Annotated in this window: 14 protein-coding genes; 12 read left to right on the top strand and 2 right to left on the bottom strand. The window is 71.5% G+C overall.

The features are described 5' to 3' along the window. The first annotated feature begins 28 nt into the window (after nt 1–28). The 11 genes from JAP66_RS00355 to JAP66_RS00305 all read left to right on the top strand — a co-directional run bounded on the left by JAP66_RS00355 (nt 29) and on the right by JAP66_RS00305 (nt 9981). Nucleotides 29–928, top strand: coding sequence for a hypothetical protein (locus tag JAP66_RS00355; protein WP_199428915.1), 900 nt, complete (start codon nt 29–31; stop codon nt 926–928). A gap of 96 nt (nt 929–1024) precedes the next feature. Continuing rightward, nucleotides 1025–1933, top strand: a complete 909-nt coding sequence (locus JAP66_RS00350; RefSeq protein WP_210769558.1) for a hypothetical protein — start codon at nt 1025–1027, stop codon at nt 1931–1933. A gap of 162 nt (nt 1934–2095) precedes the next feature. Then, nucleotides 2096–2416 carry a 30S ribosomal protein S6 gene (gene rpsF / locus JAP66_RS00345; RefSeq protein WP_199428913.1) on the top strand — a complete coding sequence of 107 codons (321 nt, stop codon included), beginning with the start codon at nt 2096–2098 and terminating at the stop codon, nt 2414–2416. A 13-nt stretch (nt 2417–2429) separates the two neighbouring features. Next, nucleotides 2430–2930 (top strand): single-stranded DNA-binding protein, encoded by a 501-nt coding sequence (locus tag JAP66_RS00340; RefSeq protein WP_199428911.1) that lies wholly within the window; start codon nt 2430–2432, stop codon nt 2928–2930. A gap of 50 nt (nt 2931–2980) precedes the next feature. Then, nucleotides 2981–3229: a 30S ribosomal protein S18 gene (rpsR, locus tag JAP66_RS00335; RefSeq protein WP_005168122.1), complete on the top strand. Its 249-nt coding sequence runs from the start codon at nt 2981–2983 to the stop codon at nt 3227–3229. 12 nt (nt 3230–3241) lie between these two features. Further along, complete coding sequence (rplI, locus tag JAP66_RS00330) at nt 3242–3697, top strand: 50S ribosomal protein L9 (RefSeq protein WP_199428908.1); 456 nt, start codon at nt 3242–3244, stop codon at nt 3695–3697. 199 nt (nt 3698–3896) lie between these two features. Next, nucleotides 3897–4301, top strand: coding sequence for a hypothetical protein (locus tag JAP66_RS00325; protein WP_235998641.1), 405 nt, complete (start codon nt 3897–3899; stop codon nt 4299–4301). 25 nt (nt 4302–4326) lie between these two features. Continuing rightward, nucleotides 4327–5721: a PPE domain-containing protein gene (locus tag JAP66_RS00320; protein WP_199428906.1), complete on the top strand. Its 1395-nt coding sequence runs from the start codon at nt 4327–4329 to the stop codon at nt 5719–5721. A 40-nt stretch (nt 5722–5761) separates the two neighbouring features. Next, a complete protein-coding gene (locus JAP66_RS00315) occupies nt 5762–6547 on the top strand; it encodes an ESX secretion-associated protein EspG (RefSeq protein WP_199428899.1) in 786 nt (261 codons plus the stop codon). A gap of 545 nt (nt 6548–7092) precedes the next feature. After that, nucleotides 7093–9309: a replicative DNA helicase gene (dnaB, locus tag JAP66_RS00310; protein WP_504956228.1), complete on the top strand. Its 2217-nt coding sequence runs from the start codon at nt 7093–7095 to the stop codon at nt 9307–9309. 51 nt (nt 9310–9360) lie between these two features. Next, a complete protein-coding gene (locus tag JAP66_RS00305; RefSeq protein ID WP_199428897.1) occupies nt 9361–9981 on the top strand; it encodes a DUF3885 domain-containing protein in 621 nt (206 codons plus the stop codon). Nucleotides 9982–10121: 140 nt separating this feature from the next. Here JAP66_RS00305 and JAP66_RS00300 read toward each other — a convergent pair whose 3' ends face one another. Beyond that, a complete protein-coding gene (locus tag JAP66_RS00300) occupies nt 10122–10493 on the bottom strand; it encodes a hypothetical protein (RefSeq protein WP_199428896.1) in 372 nt (123 codons plus the stop codon). Nucleotides 10494–10564: 71 nt separating this feature from the next. On the opposite strand from JAP66_RS00300, the gene JAP66_RS00295 reads away from it, so the two are divergent. Then, the gene (locus JAP66_RS00295) at nt 10565–11353 is read left to right on the top strand and encodes a dioxygenase family protein (RefSeq protein WP_199428895.1); all 789 of its coding nucleotides are present in this window, start codon (nt 10565–10567) and stop codon (nt 11351–11353) included. A 91-nt stretch (nt 11354–11444) separates the two neighbouring features. Here JAP66_RS00295 and JAP66_RS00290 read toward each other — a convergent pair whose 3' ends face one another. Next, on the bottom strand, nt 11445–14624 hold the full coding sequence (locus JAP66_RS00290) for a beta strand repeat-containing protein (protein ID WP_199428894.1): 3180 nt from the start codon (nt 14622–14624) through the stop codon (nt 11445–11447). Between the last annotated feature and the right edge of the window lie 125 nt (nt 14625–14749).

Below are 14749 nucleotides of genomic sequence, written 5' to 3'. Positions count from 1 at the left end.
CCGGAGCGAACGTGCGGGAGGGCGAGCGATGCAGGGGCGTGGACGCAGGGCCGCCGCCACCGGGGCGGCCGCCTTCCTGCTGGCCGGATCGGCGATCCTCGCCACGCCCGGCACCGCCTCCGCCGAGACCATCCAGGCGAGGTGCGGCGACACCGTCACCGCGAAGCCCGGCGACCGGATCGAGACCCCGTTCGGCCTCCGCACCGTCACCGACGGGCTGACGTCGCTGGTCGGCGGACTGCTGAGCGGCGTCTGCAAGATCACCGTGAACGTCGTCGACACCGTGGTCGAGCCCGTGCCCGTCGTCGGCAAGCCCGCGGCCGGCGCGGTCAACGACGTGGTCGAGGGCACGACGAAGAGCGTCACCGACACCACGAACAAGGTCGCCGGCGCGGTCGGCGGGAACGAGCCCGCACCGCAGTCCCCGGGAACCGGCGGCGAGCCCGCGCCGAGGCCAGGGCCCGGCACCGGGCCCGGACCCGCCGCCGAACCGAGCGGCCGCGGATCGGACGGCGGTCGCGGGGCCGGGATGCCCGCGCCGAACAGCCCGGTACTCGGCGGCTCGGCGCTGCCCGGCTTCGCCTACCTGCCGACGAGCTTCGGCACCGGCTTCGCCCCCATGCGCGACTACAGCGGCATCCCGATGGCCTCGGCCGGCCTGTTCGCACCGTCACCCGGCGTGCGCTACGGCGGGCAGATCCCCGGCTACTCGCCGGAGTTCGGCATCCTCGGCGAGAGCGGCGAGAACGGCACGGACGAGCGGAGCGGCGTGCAGAACGCGGGCCGGGCCGAGGCCCTGCCCGCGGGTTCCGGCGGCAACGCCGCCGGGGCCACCCTGCCGATGCTGCTCGCGGTCCTCGCCCTGTCCGGCGTGACGGCCGCGCTGGTGCGGACCTGGGTACTCCGGCAGGCGAAGGCAACCGCGTAGGTCGCCGCGGCGTATCCTCTGCGTGCCCCGCTCGTTCTCATCGTCGAGGTCTCGTTGACACCCTGCCAATCCCGGAGGACAGCTTCCGTGCGGATCATGCCCACCGCCCTCGCCCGGACCACCCGCAAGGTGCTGACGACAACGGCAATCGCGGCCGCGGTCACCGGGCTCTCCCTCGTCACCGGCGGCACGGCCGGCGCGACCACCCTGCAGGCCGACAGCTGCTCGTCGCCGGTCACCGGCCAGATCGGCGACACGGTGGCCGTCCACGGCTCGTCCCTGAAGGAACTCGTCCGGCGGGGCGCCAACGAGGCGGGCACCCTCGCCATCGGCAAGTGGGCCGCCAACGACATCGAGAAGGCGGGGCTGCTGCCGGTCGGCACGGTGCCGGACGCCGCCACCGGCACCGTCAAGGGCGAGGCGATCGGCACGGTCGCGGCCGACAAGCTGCGCGAGATGGGTTCGTGGGGCCTCGGGGTGGACCGCGAGAAGACACTGGCGAACATCAAGCGCAAGATCGCCGGCAGCTGCGGCTTCAGCGTCCGGGCCGCGAACTACGTCGCGCCGACCACCCCGGCCACCCAGCAGCCTGCCGGCCGCGCCGACTCGTCCGGCGCCGCCCCGAGCTCACCCGGCACCCCCGGCACCGCGCAACCGGGCGGCGGCATCCCCGCGACGGGCAGCGGTACGGGCTACGCGGCGCCGAGGGACTACAGCGGCATCCCGTCGGTGACCCCGCCGAACGCGGGCATCGCCGTGCCGCCCGACCTGCGCTACCCGCCGCCGAGCGGCACCCCGGGGCAGACCCCCGAGTTCGGCATCCTCGGCGCCGAGGGACCGGCCGCGGGCGAGTCGCCGGATGTGCGCAACGCCGGGAACGCCGACGCACTGGCCGCCGGTGAGGCACCCGGCAACGTGCAGCTGCCGATGCTGCTCGCCGTCGTCGCGCTGGCCGGGGTCACCGCGGCACTCGTGCGGACCTGGGTCCTTCGCCGCGTGTCCTAGTGCCTCGTGAGTGCGTACCCGAGTTCTAACTCGTGTGCGCACTCACGAGCGTTGGCCGGCCACCCCGCACCGAGAGGCTCCCCGGCTCGCCCGTAGAATCGCAGGGCAACCCTCCTGTCACGGAGAGCCCGTGACCGCTGAGCCCACAGGAGGTGAGTGGTTGTGTCACGTCATTACGAGGTAATGGTCATCCTCGATCCCACATTGGACGAGCGCACGGTCGCCCCGACGCTGGAGAACTTCCTCAAGGTCATCCACACGTCCGGCGGAAGCGTGGAGAAGGTCGACGTCTGGGGCCGCCGCAGGCTGGCCTACGAGATCCGCAAGCACGCGGAGGGCATCTACGCGGTGCTCGACCTGAACTCCGACCCGGACGCCGTCAAGGAGCTCGACCGGCAGCTCTCGCTGCAGGAGACCGTGCTGCGCACCAAGGTCGTGCGGCGCGAGCTGCCCCGCGGCGCCAAGACCGCCGCCAAGGTCTGAGAGGTAGGCAGACATGGCTGGAGAGACGGTCATCACGGTCGTCGGCAACCTGACGGCCGACCCGGAACTGCGGTTCACCCCGTCCGGCGCGGCGGTCGCGAACTTCACGGTCGCGTCCACCCCGCGCACCTTCGACCGGCAGACCGGCGAGTGGAAGGACGGCGAGGCGCTGTTCCTGCGCTGCAACATCTGGCGGCAGGCGGCCGAGAACGTCGCGGAGTCGCTCACCAGGGGGGCCAGGGTCGTCGTACAGGGCCGGCTCCGGCAGCGCTCGTTCGAGACGAAAGAGGGCGAGAAGCGCACGGTCGTCGAGCTCGAGGTCGATGAGATCGGCCCCTCGCTGCGCTACGCCACCGCCAAGGTCAACAAGGTCAGCCGCGGCAGCGGCGGCGGTGGTGGCGGCGGCTTCGGCGGAGGTGCGGGCGGGGGAGCGCCCGCCGACGACCCGTGGGGCTCCGCCCCGGCCGCGAGCGGCACCGGCGGTGGCGGCTTCTCCGAAGAGCCGCCCTTCTGACCGCCGCTCGGCAACCGCACAGCAACCACAGAAATCCCCAGGAGTAGATCGTGGCCAAGCCACCCATTCGTAAGCCCAAGAAGAAGGTCTGCGTGTTCTGCAAGGCCGAGAAGAAGGGCCGTCCGGAGAACATCGACTACAAGGACACCAACCTCCTTCGTAAGTACATCTCCGACCGCGGCAAGATCCGTGCCCGCCGGGTCACCGGCAACTGCAGCCAGCACCAGCGCGACATCGCCATCGCGGTCAAGAACTCCCGCGAGATGGCGCTGCTTCCCTACACGTCGACGGCTCGGTAAGGAGGTCTGATCATGGCGAAGATCATCCTGACGACCGACGTGGCGAACCTCGGCGGCCCCGGCGACATCGTCGAGGTCCGTGACGGCTACGCGCGCAACTACCTGCTGCCGCGTGGCTACGCGATCGAGGCGACCAAGGGCGCGGAGAAGAACGTCCGGACCATTCGCAGGGCGCAGGAGTCCCGCAAGATCCGCGACCTCGACCACGCCAAGGAGATCAAGTCGGCCCTGGAGGGACTCGGCACGGTCGAGCTGTCCGCGAAGGCCGCCAAGGGGTCGAAGAAGCTGTTCGGTTCGGTCACCACGTCCGACGTCGTGAACGCGATCAAGGGCGCCGGTGGCCCGCTGCTCGACAAGCGGACCATCGAGCTCCGCGAGCACATCAAGACGGTGGGCACGCACCGGGTGAGCGCCCGGCTGCACCCCGAGGTCAAGGCGGACGTGAACGTCGAGGTCACCGCGAAGTAGTCACTCCGGTCACGCCGGCCGACGGCGGGGTTCCCTCTTCGATCGGGGAGGGAACCCCGCCGTTTGTCGTTTCTGGGCGGAACCTTCCCGTCTGTGCCTGCGTCGCACTGTTCGGGCACGATGCCGCGTGCGCTTGACGAACACTCGGCGTGCTGACGAAACTTGGACTCTCACCGAGCGTGAAGGGGGACCGGAGGGCATGCTCGATCCTGGGGCGGGCGCCATGGGGAGGCGGCTGGTCTCGATGGCTGCCCCGGCTGCCGCGGGTGCACCGGCACCGGCGGCAGGCAGTGGCTTCGTCTTCGAGGCGGACCAGCTCGACGACGTGATCCGGCGCTGGCAGGACCTGCTCGACGACCTCAGGAGCGATCAGGGCGACGCCGAGCGGATGGCCCATGTCCGGCCACCGGGCCGCGAGTTCGCCAGCGGCGACTTCGCCGATGCGGCCAACCCTTCCGGCCTGGCCTTCCTCGAGTCGAACCAGCGGATGCAGTCCTACATCGAGGACTACATCCGGGCGCTGGAACGGGCAAGGCAGAGCATCACTACCAGGGAGGCGGAGACACAGGCCGAGATCTCCCGGGCCGGTGAGCAACCCGCATGAGAACCGCACCGGGGGTCTGATCGAGATGCCTTTCTTTCTGCTGCCGATCGTCGCGGCTGCCGCGACCTACGGCGCCGCGACCCAGGACGAGGCCGGGGACTACGCCGCCGAGGGCGGCGACCGGCGGATCGACGCGTACCAGATCTGGGAACGCATCACGACCGGTGAGGGGCCCGGCTCGCTCAGCGAAGGCCAGGCCTCCGCCGGCCGGCTGAAGGCCGCGTACCAGCGGCGGGTCGACCAGATCGCCGAGCTGAACCGGATGATGGACCGCGCCTGGCAGGGTGACGGCGCGGACGCCGCGAAGTCCGGCGCGCACCCGCTCAAGACCTGGATGGAAGACTCCCACGTGAAGCTGCAGGACAGCGACCGCTACCTCGGCGAGCAGACAGCCGCGTTCGGCTCGGTGCACGCGAAGGTGCAGCCCATTCCGCAGGAGCCCCCGAAGAGCAGTTTTCTCAACGACATCACGCCGTGGGAGACCGACACCGACCGCGCGATCAAGGACTACAACACCAGGGCGCAGGCGAACGTCGACGCGTTCAACGAGTACTTCCAGGCCAGCGGCGCCAACGGCAAGGGCATGCCGAACTACAGCGCGCTGGACCGGGAGATCGACGATGTCGAGGTCGACGACGGCGGTGACCGGGGGGACAACGGGGACGAGCGTCCTGGCGACGACCGCGGGGGCACGCCGAGCACACCCATCGGCCCCGGCGGCAGCGGCCATCCACCAGGCAGTGTTCCTGGTGTTTCTGGTGTTCCTGGTGGGCCCGGCACGCCCGGCGGCCCCGACACCCCACTCGCACCCGGCACGGTGCCGGGCGGGCCCGGATCGCCAGGGGGGCCCAGCGGTCCGGGCAACGTGGACTTCCCGCCGCCGGGCAACCTGCCGGGCGGTGACGGCCGTGACGACGGTGACGGCAATCGCCCGGGCCACATGCCTGGTGGCGGCTTCCGGCCCGGTGAATGGGACGAACGCACCAACACCTCGGGCTTCACTCCGAGCAGGGTGCCCTCGGCCGACTTCGGAGGCGGTGGCGGTTCCGTTCCCGGTGGTGGTGCCGGTGGCTTCGGTCCGGGTGGCTCCGCCGGTGGCGGGTCCGGTGCCGGTGGGTTCGCCGGCGGCGCGGCCGGTTTCGGGCCGGGCGCGGGTGCGCAGGCACCCGGTGCGGGCACCGGTGCGGCCGCGCCCGGACCCCGCGGGGGTGGCGGAATGGGCGGAGCCGCCGCGGGCGCGGCCGGTGCCGCGGGCCGTGGCATGGGCGGCGGCATGATGGGCGGCATGGGCGGAGCCGGCCGCGGCGGCGGCAAGGGCTCCGACGACGAGGAACACCAGTCGAAGTTCCTCGTCGAGGAGGATCCGAACTCGCTGTTCGGCAGCGACGAGCTGACCGCGCCGCCGGTGATCGGCGAGTAGCGCGCAAGGCAGACGACACAGGACAAGAGGGAGCACCACGGTGCTGGACCAGCAGGCGACGTTGACAACCGGCACCCTGCTCAACCTGATCCGCAGGCACGGCGCGGAACCGCACACCGTCCTCGCCGGCACGCCCGTCTGGGAGAGCGAGCAGGCGCGGCGCAGGGCGGACGAGCGCGCGAACGCCGAGCTCGCCCGGTACGGGCTGCTCGACCGGGGTGGCGTCGATCGCGGCCTGCTGGCCACCGTCGAGGCGGTCGCCCGGCCCAGCCTGGAGTACTACGCCTGGATCAACGGCGGGTACGACGGCAGGTCCCTTGACTACACGCTGCTCGCGGGCAGCGCCGGTGGCGAGGCGTTCGTGCTGGCGCGCAACACCGAGCACGAGGGCGTCGTGCTGACCTCGCTGCGCCCGGACGAGCTGGTGGACGGCTTCCTGGCCCAGGTCCCCCGGCTCGCGCCCGGCCGCGGGCAGCCGTTGCGGGTGCCGAAGAGCGAGGTCACCGGAGGGCGGCGCCCCGACGACGGCGCCGGGGTGCTGCGCGGTTCGGCGCCCTCCGCGGAGACTCGCGAAGCCGACGAGCTGCGGCGGTTGCTCGGCCTGCCCCGGCTCGGCGGCGGCAGTCTGTACGTCGCCGCACGCGGGCGCAGCGGCATCCGCCAGCGCGCCGAGCGCCCGGTGAACTACATCGACACGAGCGAGGGGCGCTGGCTGACCGAGGAGCTGCCGGGCAGTGGCGAGCCGCTCATCGCGTTCACGCCCGGCACGCCGCAACTGCTCACGGATCGGTTACGGAGCGCACAGGGTCGGCTACCGGTTTTCTGAGTCGTGTCCACCCGTTCAGCCCAACGGGTGGACACTCGACGCTCCGTAGCTTCCATCCACAGGTAGCCCACAACCAGGCGGACGGCCGGGGGAGGCGACACGCCGAGCGAGGGTGTCCGGCCGACACGCCGGACGAGTTTTCGCAAACTTATCCACAGGTTGCCCACACCCTCTGACCTGCGATTTTCTTGTACGCTCGTGTGTTTACCCCCAGGTTGTGCACAGGGTTTGCGCCGCTTGTGATTCGTTCGGCGCTGCCATCCACAGGTAGTACACAGGGCGGTCCCCAGGCCAAATTGCGCTGCTCCTTCCGAGCGATCTAGCGTGCCCATCCGACGGGCGAAACGCCGGGAAGAAAAGCCCGGGCGAACGTGACCGGATCCGCTATAATTCGAACGGGTGTTCGACTGCCCAGTCTTGAGGAGGTGCCTGCACCGGTGGCGATCACCGACGACCGCAGTCCCGCATTCGCCCCCGGCGAGCAAGGCGGGTTCGATCGCCAGCCGCCACAGGACGTGGCCGCCGAGCAATCCGTGCTCGGCGGCATGCTGCTCTCGAAGGACGCGATTGCCGACGTGGTCGAGGTGCTCCGTCCCGGCGACTTCTACCGCCCCGCGCACCAGGCGGTCTACGACTGCGTTCTCGATCTGTACGGCCGCGGGGAGCCGGCTGACCCGATCACCGTCTCCGCAGAGCTGGAGCGCCGCGGCGAGCTCAACCGGGTGGGCGGCGCCCCGTACCTGCACACCCTGATCGCGACCGTGCCGACGGCCGCCAACGCCGGCTACTACGCCGAGATCGTCGCCGAGAAGGCGGTGCTGCGCAGGCTGGTCGAGGCGGGTACGCGGATCGTGCAGTACGGGTACGGCGCGAACGCCGACGGCGGCGACGGCAGCAACATCGACGAGGTCGTCGACCGCGCGCAGGCGGCCGTCTACGACGTCACCGAGCGGCGCACCAGCGAGGACTACGTCGCCCTCGAAGAGCTGCTGCAGCCGACCATGGACGAGATCGACGCGATCGCGTCGCGCGGCGGCACCGCTCAGGGCATCCCGACCGGCTTTCTCGACCTCGACGACGTGACGAACGGCCTGCACGCGGGCCAGATGGTTATCGTCGCCGCCCGTCCAGGTGTCGGGAAGGCACTGGCGCTGGACACCCCGCTGCCCACGCCGCGTGGCTGGACCACGATGGGCGAGGTCGGCCCCGGCGACGAACTCCTCGGCGCGGACGGGCGGCCCACGACCGTCGTCGCGGCCACCGAGGTCATGCACGGCCGCCCCTGCTACCGGGTCGAGTTCTCCGACGGGTCCGTGATCGTCGCGGACGCACTGCACCAGTGGCTCACCGGCACCTCGACCGGTGCCCAGGGAATCCGCACCACCGAGGAGATCGCCGCGTGCGCGCCGCTCGAACACTCGGTGCGGCCGACGGGCGCGCTCCGGCTGCCCGAGCGGCGGCTGCCGCTGCACCCGTACGCGCTCGGCGCCTGGCTGGGCGGCGGCGACCCGGCGGGCCCGCGGCTCAGCACCGCCGATCCGGAGACCGTGTGCCGTCTCGAAGCCGGGGCGGGGCTCACCGTCCGGCCACACGGCGACGGCTCGTACGACCTCGGGGCGCCGGACCCCGGCGCCGTGCGAGCCACGCTGACCGCCCTCGGTGTGCTGGCGGACAGGCACATCCCCGCCGTGTACCTCCGCGGCTCCGTCGAGCAGCGGCGGGCACTGCTGGCCGGGCTGCTGGACACCGGGGGCACGGTCACCGCCTCCGGCGCCGCGCGACTCCCGGTCACCGGCCCCCGGCTGGCCGCGGACGTCCGCGAACTGATCGTGAGCCTCGGCCACCGGTGCGAGACGACCGACGCCCGCGCGGTCGAGTTCACCGCGCACGAACGGCTCTTCCGGCTGGAGCGCAAGCACCTCGAACACAAGGACCGCCTCGCGGGCCGCCCTGGCGTGCCGCGGAACCGGCACATCGTGGCGGTGCGGCCGGTGCCGAGCGTGCCGGTGCGCTGTGTCGAGGTGGACGCCCGCGACCACCTGTACCTGGCGGGGCGGTCGATGATCCCGACGCACAACTCGACGCTGGGACTGGACTTCGCGCGTTCGTGCTCGATCCGGCACGGCATGACCAGCGTCATCTTCTCGCTGGAGATGAGCCGCACCGAGATCGTCATGCGCATGCTGTCGGCGGAGGCGCGGATCCGGCTCGCGGACATGCGTGGTGGCCGGATGTCCGACGACGACTGGACCCGGCTCGCCAGGCGGATGAGCGAGATCAGCGAGGCGCCGCTGTTCATCGACGACTCGCCGAACCTGACCATGATGGAGATTCGCGCGAAGGCGCGGCGGCTCAAGCAGCGCAACGACCTCAAGCTCGTGGTCGTCGACTACATGCAGCTGATGACCTCGGGCAAGCGCGTCGAGTCCCGGCAGCAGGAGGTGTCCGAGTTCTCCCGGCAGCTGAAGCTGCTCGCCAAGGAGATCGAGGTGCCGGTGGTGGCGATCAGCCAGCTCAACCGTGGTCCCGAGCAGCGCACGGACAAGCGCCCGATGCTTTCCGACCTGCGTGAGTCCGGTTCACTGGAGCAGGACGCCGACATGGTGCTGCTGATCAACCGGCCGGACGCGTGGGAACGCGACGATCCCCGGGCGGGCGAGGCCGACCTGATCCTCGCCAAGCACCGCGCGGGGCCGACCAGCACGATCACGGTGGCCCACCAGCTGCACTACAGCCGCTTCGCCGACCTCGCCCAGGAGTAGCGCGCTCCGGCAGAGTCTCAGGATCGGCGACGCATCGGACACTATGGAGGCATGAACTCACCCACGAGCGCGCAACACGGCATCGGCGTCAATATCTCCGCACTGGGTCGGGCGTGGAGCAGGCTCTGGGGCACATGCGTACCGGTCGCAGGACGACTCCACGCTCAGTTCCGCCGGCAGTCGGTCAGGTTCGACAGCTTGCCGGAGTCGAAAAGATACGCCAGCACGGACACCGAACACGCCGAGATCCTGCGCCGCCACCATGTGCTTCTCGAAGCGCTGCTCGATGACACCCCGCTCCCCGGCGACGACGTGCTCCTCGCGATCACCTGCTCGTGGTCAGCGACCTCGGAGCCCACGGCGCGCGACGAGCTGGTCGCCCGCGTCATGCCTGAGGCCGTGCACTGGCGCAGTGACGATCTCGGCATCGACCCGGGCTACCACGCCTGGCAGCACCACTTCGTCGCCCGGACCACGGTCAACGATCCCGCGCTGGACCAACTCCTGTCGCTGGTGGCCAACGACGGCACTGACGGCGTCATCCTCACCGACCGTACCCTGAGCTGGCTCTACCACCCTTTCGACGGCGGCGCGAGAGTGATCACCAGCAACACCGGCGCACGGGACAGTCTCGCCGCCGACCACTACACATGGTTGCCGTTCGAACGCTGACTCGCGCAGCACGCCACTCTCGTCGACCAACGCCGCAGGCCACCGGTCGTGAGTGCGTAGCAGTGTTCTAACTCGCATGCGCACTCACGAGAGGTGACCAGGCACAACGCCGCGCGCACATGTCATTGAGGTTGAGACCCTCACGGAATGGCGAGGCCCGCGCCGCGCAGCGCCTCCTCCACCCGCAGCCGCTCCAGCTCGCGTTCGATGCCGTCGGGCACGGTGTCCAGCCGGTGCGGCACCTCCACCGCCTGGCACGCCTGCATCAGTAGCGCGTCATAGGCCTGGCCGGTGGCGCGGCGGCGAACCACGGGCGCGTCCGGAGCGAGCCCGGCCAGCGAGCGGCGCACCCGGCGCAGATCGGCGGCGACACGCTCGACCGGCGGCCCGGCGGGCGCACTGGCCCGGCGACGGCGCGCGTTCTCGACGAGTCGCGGCACCCTGAAGGCGAGCCAGAACAGCGCCGTGGGCCCGATGACCACGGCGAGATAGATCAGGATGTTCCCGACCATGCCTCATGGTAAGCCGCGTGCGGTGACGGCGGCTGTCGGCTATACTAGTTGAATCTTCAATTGGAGGTGCGATGGTCGCGACCGCCGACCGGATGCCGGTGCTCTACCTCAGCCACGGCGCGCCACCGCTCGCGGACGACCCGACCTGGACTCGCCAGCTCGCCGAGTGGTCGGCCGGGCTGCGCAGGCCGACCGCGATCCTCGTCGTCTCCGCGCACTGGGAGGAGGCACCGCTGACGATCGGCGCGACCACCACCGTGCCGCTGGTCTACGACTTCTGGGGATTCCCCGAGCACTACTACCAGGTGCGCTACCCGGCCCCCGGGGCACCGGAGCTGGCCGCCACCGTGCGCGGGCTCCTGCGCGGCGGCCGGGCACCGGTGCGCGACGCCCCCGATCGCGGCCTCGACCACGGCGCTTACGTACCGCTCGTGGAGATGTTCCCGGACGCCGACATCCCGGTGCTCCAGATCTCCATGCCCTCGCTCGACCCCCGTGAGCTGTTCGCCCTCGGGCGCAGGCTGGCGCCGCTGCGCGACGAGGGCGTACTGATCGTCGGCAGCGGTTTCTTCACCCACAACCTGCAGGTGCTGCAGTCGGTCGGCGACAGCGCCGGAGCCCCGCCCGCCTGGTCGGCCGAGTTCGACCTGTGGGGAGAACAGGTGCTCGGCAGCGGAGACATCGACGCACTGCTCGACTTCGAGCGCAAGGCGCCCGCGGCGCGACTGGCCCATCCGCGGATCGAGCACTTCGCGCCGCTGTTCGTCTCCCTCGGCGCGGGCGAGGCCAGCGGTCCGCCGCGCACGGCGATCGACGGCTACTGGTTCGGCCTCGCCAAGCGCTCCGTGCAGCTCGGCTGATCCGGCCGCGGGCACGGAGAAGGCCGGGCCCGGGAGCTCGTTCGCTCCCGGGCCCGGCCCGTGTGTGCTACTCGGTCAGATCAGTGTGCGATCAGACGTTGAGCGAGTTCACGCTGACACCGTCGAGCACGCCCGCGAACGAACCCATCGGGCCGGAGCCCAGCGGGGTCGAGTCGAGCGACGGCAGCGCGGGCAGGTCCGCCTGCGGGGTCAGCGAACCGGCGTCCAGCGCGGGCAGCGCCGGAACGGCACCCAGGTCACCGGCACCCGGCAGGGCGGACAGCCCCGGCAGGCTCGGCACGCCGGGCACGCCGGGCACGGCAGGCACGTCGGCACGCTCGCCGGTGGCCAGCCCCGTCGGCAGGTCGACCGGAAGCAGCTCGACCGGCAGCGTGTTCACCTGGGGAAGACCCGGCAGCTCCGGGGTGCCCGGCAGGTCGGCACGCTCCGCGGACCGCTCACCGAGGGGCAGGCTCGACACGCTCGGCAGGCCCGTGGGCAGGCTCGACGCGCTCGGCAGGCCCGTGGGCAGGCTCGACGCGCTCGGCAGGCTCGACGCCGACGGCAGGCTCGACGCGGTGGGCAGGCCACGCAGGCTGGGCAGCCCCGTCGCGGGCAGCTCCGACCCGGTGATCGGCAGGTTGATCTGCGGCTCCTCACCGGCGACCGAGATGTCCGTCACGTTGGTGGTCGTGGAGGACACGACCGCCAGCAGGCCCAGCGGGATGTCGTAGACCTGCACGAGAGCGCCCAGCGGGTGCTGCTCGTTCAGCCCGGACAGCGCGTCCATCGGCCCGGAGGTGGTGGTGTCGCCACCGACCGTGCCGACGGTGTTGTTGTCCGCGACGGCGTGTGCCACGCCGCCGACCGAGGCCGCGACACCGAAGACCTGCGCGACCGCGGCGACGGGAACGTCGAAGATGTCGCCGGAGATCGCACCACCCTCACCCGAGGTGGCGATGTCGCCGCCCGAGGTCACGTCGGTGGTGTTGTAGCCGGTGCCGGTGGCCACCGCGGTGAGGCTCGCGGCGTCGCCGAAGGCCTGCGCGATCGGCAGGCCCTGTGCGCTCAGCACGTTCCCGGCGATGGAGCCGCCGTCACCGTTGGTCTCGGTGTCACCGCCCGCGACGGAAACGACGTCGTTGGTGGCGTCGCCGTGACCGGTGCCGACCCAGCTGGCGCCGAGGCCGAACAGGGTCGCCGCGGCGCCCGCCGGAACCTGCACGACGTTTCCGGCGACCGAGCCGCCCTCACCCGTGGTGCTGGCGTCGCCGCCGGCGAGCGAGTCGGTCAGGTTCTCGCTGGTGCCGCTGCCGTTGCCGATCCAGGAGCCGCCGATGCCGTGCGCCTGTGCGGGCAGGGAGACCGGCACGAAGCCGATGTTGCCCGAACCGGTGCCCTTCTTGCCGTTGGCGTGGACGTCTCCGCCCGCCTCCGAGATGGTGTCGGCGGTCGCCTCGCCGTGGCCGTTGCCGATCCACGTGCCGCCGACGCCGAAGATCTGCGCGGGCGCGGACAGCGGCGTTGAGATCAGGTTCGCGGCGAGGAAGCCGTTGTCGTCGTCGGTGTTGCCACCGCCGCCGGCCTTGACGCGCTTGGTCTCCTCGGCGGTGCCGTAGCCCTGGCCGATCCAGGAGCCGCCGACGCCGAACACCTCGACGGGACCGGCCACCGGGACCTGCACCAGGTTGCCCGACCCGGCCGAGTCGTTGCCGCGCGTGCCGTTGTACTGACCGGACTGGACGTTCTTCTCCTCGGACGCGGTGCCCGAGGCGTTGCCGATCCAGGAGCCGCCGATGCCGAAGGCCTCGACGGTGGAGGCGACCTGACCGGTCACGGTGTTGGCGGAGAGCACCGAGCCGTCACCGTTGGAGTAGGTGCCCTCGCCGGCGGTGGCGCTGGTGGTGTTCTCGTGGCCCTTGGCGTGCGCGTTGCCGATCCACGTGCCACCGATGCCGAACAGCTCGACGGGCAGTGCGACGGGCAGGTCGGCGATGTTGCCGGAGGCGCCCGCGTTCTCGCCGCTGGTGCTGGAGAAGCCACCGGCCTGCATCTCGGCCTCGGAGCTGGTGCCCGCAGCGGCCCGCTCGTCGGAGTCGCCGGTGACGGCGTTGCCGATCCAGGCGCCCGCGACGCCGGTGACCGACCCGAGCAGCGCACCCTGAGGCTGCGCGATGTTGCCGGAGAGGAACGAGTCGTCGCCGTCGGTCTGGATGAACGCGGGGATGTCCTTCATTCCCGGCGTGGTGCCGCCCGCGATGGCCTCCACCTCGGAGGCGCCGTTGGCGTCGGCGTCGCCGCCCCACGCCGCGGCGTTGTTCGCGGCCCGCACCGGCAGCGCGATCGGCGCGCCGACCACGTTTCCGGCGCCGGCGCCCTTGTCGCCGTGGGTGATGATGTAGCCGCCGGACTCGGCTTCGCTCTCAGCGTCGAAGTCCGTCTCGGCGTGGCCGAGGAACCAGCCGAGCGCGTTGCCCGAAAGCTGGACCGGGGTGGCGAACTGCGGGCTGACGACGTTGCCCGCGAGCCCGCCGTTGGTGCCGTCGGTCTCGATGTCGCCCGTGGTCGCCGCGCTCTGCTCGGCGCTGCCCGAGGTCTTGCCGCTGCCGAACAGGCCACCGGCGTTACCGGAGATCTGCACCGGAAGCGCCCAGTCGAGGGCCACCACGTTGCCGGCAAGACCGCCGCCCGCGCCGCTGGTGCTCACATCGCTGTTGTGCGCGTAGGACTGCGAGTTGTCCGAGTCCACCTCGGCGTCGCCGAGGACGCCCACCGCGTTACCGGTGATCTGGATCGGCAGCGCGACGTTGCCGACGACCTTGTTGCCCTGGAACGGGTCGTCCGTCGCGTCCACCGACGGAGCACTCGCCTGACGCTCCTGCGCCGGGGTGGCCTGGCCGGTGGCGCCGCTGATGGTCGAGCCCGCCTGGCCGACCATGCCGGCGGCCTTGTTCAGCGGCTCGGTGACCGGTGCGGTGGCCTTCGCGGCCGGGGTCGAGGCCTTGCTCACCGGCGCGGCGGCCTTGTTCACCACGTCCGTGACCGGCTTCGTGCTGACCTCGCCCTGGTAACCGGGGAGGTTCACCTGTCCCCCCGGGGTGCCCACGGCGTTGTCCGCGATGTCGATCGGAACGCTGGCAGTGAGGTCGAGCGGCCCGGCCGGAGCGTCCGGGTCCACGTTCTCGTTGGCAGAAGCGATGCCGGTACCCAGCATCAGCAAACCACCGGTGACCAGCGCGGTCTGGATTCCGCGCTTCGCCCAGGTCTGCATAGTGAGGTGTTCTCCTTTTCCTTGGTTCCCTTACGGGGTTCTTGGGGTTTCGCACCGTCCGGGGACACACGGGAGCCCGGCGGGCTGCGGATGCGCGAGCGCGCACCGCGGGAGGAAACGCGGGG

Origin of the sequence: Qaidamihabitans albus (assembly GCF_016464705.1) — a bacterium.
Taxonomy (GTDB): Bacteria; Actinomycetota; Actinomycetes; order Mycobacteriales; family Pseudonocardiaceae; genus Qaidamihabitans; species Qaidamihabitans albus.
Note: the sequence above shows the minus strand (reverse complement) of the source record. Positions and strands in the feature narration are given on the sequence as shown.

What these genes read in the sequence shown, in the direction of transcription:
- JAP66_RS00295 (WP_199428895.1), top strand. Translation starts at nt 10,565, where the DNA reads ATGGTCGCGACCGCCGACCGGATGCCGGTGCTCTACCTCAGCCACGGC.
- dnaB (WP_504956228.1), top strand. Translation starts at nt 7,093, where the DNA reads ATGCTGCTCTCGAAGGACGCGATTGCCGACGTGGTCGAGGTGCTCCGT.
- JAP66_RS00325 (WP_235998641.1), top strand. Translation starts at nt 3,897, where the DNA reads ATGCTCGATCCTGGGGCGGGCGCCATGGGGAGGCGGCTGGTCTCGATG.
- JAP66_RS00320 (WP_199428906.1), top strand. Translation starts at nt 4,327, where the DNA reads ATGCCTTTCTTTCTGCTGCCGATCGTCGCGGCTGCCGCGACCTACGGC.
- JAP66_RS00350 (WP_210769558.1), top strand. Translation starts at nt 1,025, where the DNA reads ATGCCCACCGCCCTCGCCCGGACCACCCGCAAGGTGCTGACGACAACG.
- JAP66_RS00355 (WP_199428915.1), top strand. Translation starts at nt 29, where the DNA reads ATGCAGGGGCGTGGACGCAGGGCCGCCGCCACCGGGGCGGCCGCCTTC.
- JAP66_RS00340 (WP_199428911.1), top strand. Translation starts at nt 2,430, where the DNA reads ATGGCTGGAGAGACGGTCATCACGGTCGTCGGCAACCTGACGGCCGAC.
- rplI (WP_199428908.1), top strand. Translation starts at nt 3,242, where the DNA reads ATGGCGAAGATCATCCTGACGACCGACGTGGCGAACCTCGGCGGCCCC.
- JAP66_RS00305 (WP_199428897.1), top strand. Translation starts at nt 9,361, where the DNA reads ATGAACTCACCCACGAGCGCGCAACACGGCATCGGCGTCAATATCTCC.
- JAP66_RS00300 (WP_199428896.1), bottom strand. Translation starts at nt 10,493, where the DNA reads ATGGTCGGGAACATCCTGATCTATCTCGCCGTGGTCATCGGGCCCACG.
- JAP66_RS00290 (WP_199428894.1), bottom strand. Translation starts at nt 14,624, where the DNA reads ATGCAGACCTGGGCGAAGCGCGGAATCCAGACCGCGCTGGTCACCGGT.